This window comes from Kocuria sp. JC486 (genome assembly GCF_011602805.1).
Taxonomy (GTDB): Bacteria; Actinomycetota; Actinomycetes; order Actinomycetales; family Micrococcaceae; genus Kocuria; species Kocuria soli.
The window spans coordinates 1-5,823 of the sequence record NZ_JAAOZS010000042.1 but is presented as its reverse complement, the minus strand read 5'-3'; the positions used below and the strand labels follow the sequence as shown (position 1 = coordinate 5,823).

Annotated in this window: 6 protein-coding genes and 1 pseudogene; 2 read left to right on the top strand and 5 right to left on the bottom strand. The window is 65.6% G+C overall.

Going from position 1 to position 5,823, the window contains the following annotated elements:
- From GWK18_RS12705 to GWK18_RS12685, 5 genes and pseudogenes are all read right to left on the bottom strand, one after another.
- Positions 1-448, bottom strand: a pseudogene (locus GWK18_RS12705) (hypothetical protein); the annotation flags it as partial.
- A 208-nt stretch (positions 449-656) separates the two neighbouring features.
- Positions 657-1,562, bottom strand: a complete 906-nt coding sequence (locus GWK18_RS12700) for an NADP-dependent oxidoreductase (RefSeq protein ID WP_166835696.1) — start codon at positions 1,560-1,562, stop codon at positions 657-659.
- Between the two features lie 63 nt (positions 1,563-1,625).
- Positions 1,626-2,051, bottom strand: coding sequence for a cupin domain-containing protein (locus GWK18_RS12695; protein ID WP_027587537.1), 426 nt, complete (start codon positions 2,049-2,051; stop codon positions 1,626-1,628).
- A 123-nt stretch (positions 2,052-2,174) separates the two neighbouring features.
- The gene (locus GWK18_RS12690) at positions 2,175-4,175 is read right to left on the bottom strand and encodes a cation-translocating P-type ATPase (RefSeq protein ID WP_166835693.1); all 2,001 of its coding nucleotides are present in this window, start codon (positions 4,173-4,175) and stop codon (positions 2,175-2,177) included.
- A gap of 94 nt (positions 4,176-4,269) precedes the next feature.
- Positions 4,270-4,503 carry a heavy-metal-associated domain-containing protein gene (locus tag GWK18_RS12685; RefSeq protein ID WP_027587535.1) on the bottom strand — a complete coding sequence of 78 codons (234 nt, stop codon included), beginning with the start codon at positions 4,501-4,503 and terminating at the stop codon, positions 4,270-4,272.
- A gap of 164 nt (positions 4,504-4,667) precedes the next feature.
- On the opposite strand from GWK18_RS12685, the gene GWK18_RS12680 reads away from it, so the two are divergent.
- Positions 4,668-5,351, top strand: coding sequence for a Crp/Fnr family transcriptional regulator (locus GWK18_RS12680; RefSeq protein ID WP_166835690.1), 684 nt, complete (start codon positions 4,668-4,670; stop codon positions 5,349-5,351).
- Positions 5,352-5,517: 166 nt separating this feature from the next.
- On the top strand, positions 5,518-5,805 hold the full coding sequence (locus GWK18_RS12675) for an RpiB/LacA/LacB family sugar-phosphate isomerase (protein ID WP_166835687.1): 288 nt from the start codon (positions 5,518-5,520) through the stop codon (positions 5,803-5,805).
- Positions 5,806-5,823: the final 18 nt, after the last annotated feature.

The following is a 5,823-nucleotide window of genomic DNA, read 5'->3' as shown; positions in this document are numbered from 1 at the left end:
AACCTGAGCGCCAGCTGCTTCTGCTCCCGGCTGAGATGACCGTGCTTGCCCTGCATCCGGATCCTCCTGTGGTCAGTGACTGTCCCATCTCACAGGAGATGTTGCGCTGACCGCTTGAATCCGCCATCTCATTGGCGCGGCGGGCTGCGTCGAGAACTCGCCGAAGCCCACCGCTTGAATGCGCCATCTCGTTCGCGCGGCGCAGCTCAAGGTTCTCTCTGCGCAGCTTGGTGATCTCCTCGGCTTCAGCGGTGCTCAGCCCTGGAGCCTCGCCCTGATCGATGCGGTCCTGCTTCCACCAGTTCCTCAGCGTGTGCGGTGAGATCCCGCCGAGGGCTTCACCGACGGCGGTGCAGGCGACCCAGCCAGAGCACTGCTCGGCACGGACGCGTTCTTCGATGAGCTTCAGGGCTCGCGCCTTGAACTCGGGGGTGTACTTCTGGGGCATGATCCGATCCTCCTTGAGGAAGTAGGTCGGAACGAAACCCAGGGCGCTTCATATCGCGGTACGATCGACATCGGGACCCTCCCCACCCTCTCGGCTCATCCGGGCACGTCGAGCTGTGCCCCTGTTGAGGAGCAATGCAGTGGAGCGGGCCCGCCCCGAATGAAAAACGCGTGCTCACCGCGCCCCGTCCGGCCTCGGTGGGCTCGCCTCAGGGCACTACGACGATCTTTCCGGCGGCATGTCCGGTTTCGACTGCGGCAATCGCCTGGCCTGCTTCATCCAGGCCGAACTGGGCGTTCACGTGCGGATCGACGAGCCCGTATCGGATCACCTCGGTGATCTTCCCCATAGCCTCATTCGTGCGTGCCAGGGCCAGGCCGCCCAGCTCGGCGGCTGTGTCCGGATCAGCCGCTGAGATGATCCGGGTCCGGTCGGGCACCAGGTCCGCGACGGCGCGCAGCGCGTCCCCACCGACGAGGTCGACAATCAGATCTGCCCCGCCGGGGGCGATCTCGCGCACCCGTTCGGGCAGGTTCGGACCGGATTCGACGAAGATGGCACCGGTGGACTCGACCAGGCCCCGCTTGGCTGCGCTGGCCACACCGATGACCCTGAACTCGTGCACCCGGCCGATCTGTGCGGCCATCAGTCCCACCCCACCGCCAGCGCCCAATAGCAGCAGGGTCTGGCCCGCTTCGAGTTCGATCTGGTGGGTGGCGTCATAGGCCGTGGCCGCGGCTACCGGGATGGTGGCGGCGTCGGTGAAGGAGATCTCCTCGGGCTTGGCCACGGTCGTGGACGCGCGCAACAGTGTGTGCTCGGCAAGCCCGCCGTGCCCGGGTGCCACCAGCCCGAGCACTTCGTCGCCCACGGCGAAGTCATCGATCCCGTCGCCGAGCTGGGTGACCACGCCGGCGGCCTCACGGCCCATCGGCGCCGGCAGGCTCCAGTGATGGCCCAGCTGGCCCTCGCGGATCTTCCAGTCGACGGGGTTTACTCCGGCGGCCCGTACCTCGATGGCCAGCTCCGCGGTCCCGGGCACTGGAACAGACCGGTCGATCAGCTCCTGGGTCTCGGGCCCGCCGTAGTCGTTGAACACGTAGACCTTGGACATGGGATGGACTCTCTCTCAGTGGTTGGATTTGGCGTCGCAGTGGGTTCGCCAGGACGGTGTTGTTCAGTGCCGCGGTGGTTCGTCTCGGCCGGCGGCCTCGGCAGCGTCGGCTTCGCCCTTTGTGGCGAAGGCGACACCGATAGCGTGTTCCGGCGGGCTGTAGACGGTGTAGAGCACCAGCGACTCCTCGCCGGTGTTACGGAAGTTGTGCTGGGCGCCGGCAGGAACCGCGCACTGGTCGCCTGCCTCGATGGGGTGGGTGTGGCCGTTGAGGTCCGCCTCGCCGGTACCGGAGACAAAGGTCAGGATCTGGTCGGTGTGTTCGTGGACCTCGTCCCCGATCTCGCCACCGGGCGGGATGGTCATGACGACGATCTGGGCGTGTTCGCCGGTCCACAGCACCTTCCGGAAGTCCGGGTTGTCCCTCGCGACGTCCGCGATGGTGAAGTGCTCGACGTTGTCTCCAAGGGTGAAGTTCTTCTCGGTCATGGCTGATCTCCTCTGCTTCTTGTATGGCTGTCTCTATGTCGCTGTCTGAGTTTTCGTGCTTATCGCGTCCTCGGGATGACCCGGAGGCGTGCGGGCCCCAGGGCCCCGGTGCGGATTTGGATGTCAGGCGGTTACCTGCTGTGCCCCTTTCTCCGTGGTCCTCTCGGCCGGTGGCGTCGTGGTCGAACCGCGGGTCTTCCGTAGCAGTCGCATTGCGTTGATGATGACGACCAGTACGGAGGCTTCGTGGACGAGCATGCCGACGGACATGGTCACCCCGCCGGCGAAAACACCGGCCAGCAGCAGCACCACGGTGATCAGGGCGATCGCGATGTTCTGCCGCATCACGGACACAGTCCGCTTGGCTAGACCGATGGCCTCCGGCAGTTTGAGCAGGTTGTCACCCATCAGGGCGATGTCCGCGGTCTCCACGGCCACGGCCGAACCGGCCGCGCCCATCGCCACGCCGATGTTCGCGGTGGCCAAAGCTGGGGCGTCGTTGACGCCGTCCCCGACCATGGCAATCGTGTGGCCCTGGCGCTGTAGCTGTGCGACCACGTCCAGCTTGTCTTCGGGGAGCAGGGAGGCGTGGATCTCGTCGATCCCGGTGGCCTTCCCGACGGCCTCGGCCACCAGTCGGGTGTCACCGGTGAGCATGACCACCTTCTCGACCCCGGCTCGGTGGAGCCGGGCGACCATCTCGGGGGCATCCTGGCGGATTTGGTCGGCGACGGCGACGACGCCGATCACCTGGTCGTCGACGGCCACGATCATCGGCGTCTTTCCATCGGAGGCCAGCGTTTCCGCCGCCCGAGCGGCGCTGCCGTCGTCGGGAACGCCGTACTGGTCCAGCAGCGGCGGGTTGCCGATGAGCACCCGTTGGCCGGCAACGTCGGACACGATGCCCTTACCGAGGACCGGGGTGACGGTGCCGGGGACCCCGTCGGGGGCCACCCCCTCATCGCGCGCCGTCTGAAGGATGGGACGGGCCAGCGGGTGCTCCGACCCGGCCTCGGCGGCCGCGGCCCAGCGCAGCACGTCGGCACGGTCCCGTGCGGAATCCAGGACCACGACATCAGTGAGGACAGGTTGGCCCTCGGTGAGGGTGCCGGTCTTGTCCACGGCGACCGCCGAGATCTTGGCCGAGGTCTCCAGGAACTCGCCGCCCTTGATCAGGATGCCATTACGGGCAGCCCGGCCGATGCCGGCCACGATCGCGACCGGAATGGAGATCACCAGGGCGCCGGGGCAGCCGATGACCAGCAGGGTCAACGCCAGGACCACGTCGCCGGCGATCAGTCCGGCCGCCAGTGCCAGCACCATGACGGCGGGGGTGTACCAGCGGGAGAAGCGGTCCATGAAGGCCTGGGTGCGGGCCTTGGCGTCCTGGGCCTCCTCCACCCGGTGGATGATGCGGGCCAGGGTGGTGTCCGCGCCGATGCCAGTGGCCAGCACTTGCAGGAAGCCGCCGCGGGAGACAGTGCCGGCGAACACCTGGTCACCTTTGGATTTCTCTACCGGGATCGATTCGCCAGTGATGGAGGCCTCGTCGATGGCACCAGTGCCGGAGACGACCTGGCCGTCCACGGGGACCTTCGAGCCGTTCTTGACCAGGACGATCTCGCCCATTCTCACCTGTCCGGCAGGGATCTCCTGTTGTTCACCATCGCGCACAACGACGGCGGAATCCGGTGCCACGGCGACCAGCTCGGCCAGTGCCGAGCGGGTCTTGTTCAAAGTGGCAGCTTCCAGGGCGTGGCCGATCGCGAACAGGAACGTGACCGCCGCGGCCTCCCAGAAGTTGCCGATGATGACCGCGCCGATGGCCGCCACCGACACCAGCAGGTCGATGCCGATGACCTTGGCGACCAGGGCGCGAACCGCCTTGATCACGATCCCGTAGCCGGCGACTACGGCGGCGGCGACCATGAAGACATCCGCGAGGGTGAAGACCGCCGTGGCATGTGTGGCGTGGGCGCCGGCATCGAGCCACCACTGGGGGCTGACGGTGGGGTTGGCCGCACCCTCGGCCAGCCGCTGAACGGCGAACGAGATGATGATGAGCACGCCGGACACGACGGGAACAGACCAATTCCCATAGACCCATTTCTGGAGCCTGTTCACTTTCGGGTACGACCTTTCTGAAACAAGTGCCAGCGGACCGGCAGATCGGGTATTAGGAAAAAATGTGCGCGTCGCCCGCAGGGGCCCGCATGCCTCAGAAAGCTGAAGGAATGGCTTTGTAGCCGGCCTTCGCCACGGCCGTCACGAGGTCATCCACGGACACGCGCTCGGCGTCGTGGTCGATCTCGATACGGGAGGAGGCGAAATGGACCTTCACGTTCTCGACACCCTTGACGCGGCCGACCTGTTTCTCGATCTTCGCCACGCAGGACGGGCAAGAGAACCCCTCGGCCCTCAAAATGGTGTGGGTGGCGGTAGAGGTAGTCATTGTGAGAATCCCCTTCTTGGTGGTGTTCTTTTATTGACACCTTCACGATAGGTTCGCGCCCCGGGAACTCCTTGACCCAGATCAAATCCGCACGGCACCGCACGACGCACTCCTGGTGGCATCTGGCGCGGAGGTGCCGCCGCCGACTCCGGTAGGATCGAGACATGCCTGAGGATGACCTGTGCGTAGCCCGCGTCCCGATCTTCCAAGGACTGACGCGCCAGGAACAGCTCCACGTCGCCGACTTCGTCCGCCCGGTATGCGTCCACAAGGGGGATATTGTTTGTTCCCCCGGACAGTCGGTGTCGCGTCTGCTGGTGATGCACAGCGGACAGCTTAAGGTCAGCCACACGGCGGCCAATGGTCAGGAACAGATTCTGCGAACGGTGACAGACGGTGATGTCGTGGGAGAACGGGCCTTCCTGACGGGCCACAGCCCGGTCGACCTCGTCGTCGCGCTAGAAGACAGCCGGATGTGCGTCTTCGACCACGCCGACCTCTCGGCCCTGCTCCGCAACTACCCCGACATTAGTCAGCGGATGCTGCGGACACTCTCCGACCGACTCTCCTCGGTCGAGCGACTGCTGGGCGCCGTCACCTCCAGCGACGTCAACGCCCGCGTGGCGGCCTACCTGCTGGATCTGCCCGGCAGCATGCGAGCAGGCGTACCCACGGTGAGGCTGCCGATGGCGAAACAAGACATCGCCGCCTACCTCGGAACCACGCCCGAAACCCTGAGCCGACGCCTCGCCGCGCTCTCCACCTCCGGCATCATCGAACTCCACGGACGCCGAGACGTCTCCATCCTCGACATTGATGCGCTCGAACACGTCACCACACCCCGATAGCCCGGTACCGTCAGGATGCATCCGAGACGCGTCGATACGTCGATCACGGGTCGCGCCAGGAGGATCGAATTCCGACGGCTAAAGGTACGGGTGGTCGCGGTCACCGTCATCGACCATGATTGTAAAAGAACAAGCAGTTCAGACATCATTGAAGATGGATAGGCACATGCGGATCATGATTGGGGCGCCAGGCAATGGGGCGACACTGAAGGATGAGCTGAAGGCGCAGCTCGAGGCCGACGATCGGGTCACCTCGGTTGTCGACCTTTCGAGTAGGGACATCACCTACCCGCAGGTATCCTTCCTGGCCGCGCATGCCGTTCTCGACGGGACGGCAGATCGCGGGATCTTGGTTTGCGGAGCCGGCGTCGGCACCGCGATCGCGGCGAGCAAGGTCAAGGGGCTCTTCGCAGATGAGGGTGTAGAAGCTGACGGCGCGGCGGTGTTGGGATAGAAGTCGAGGTCTCCCGAG

Coding starts and splice junctions, on each gene's coding strand:
- GWK18_RS12685 (WP_027587535.1), bottom strand. CDS start 4,503: ATGACTACCTCTACCGCCACCCACACCATTTTGAGGGCCGAGGGGTTC.
- GWK18_RS12695 (WP_027587537.1), bottom strand. CDS start 2,051: ATGACCGAGAAGAACTTCACCCTTGGAGACAACGTCGAGCACTTCACC.
- GWK18_RS12675 (WP_166835687.1), top strand. CDS start 5,518: ATGCGGATCATGATTGGGGCGCCAGGCAATGGGGCGACACTGAAGGAT.
- GWK18_RS12700 (WP_166835696.1), bottom strand. CDS start 1,562: ATGTCCAAGGTCTACGTGTTCAACGACTACGGCGGGCCCGAGACCCAG.
- GWK18_RS12680 (WP_166835690.1), top strand. CDS start 4,668: ATGCCTGAGGATGACCTGTGCGTAGCCCGCGTCCCGATCTTCCAAGGA.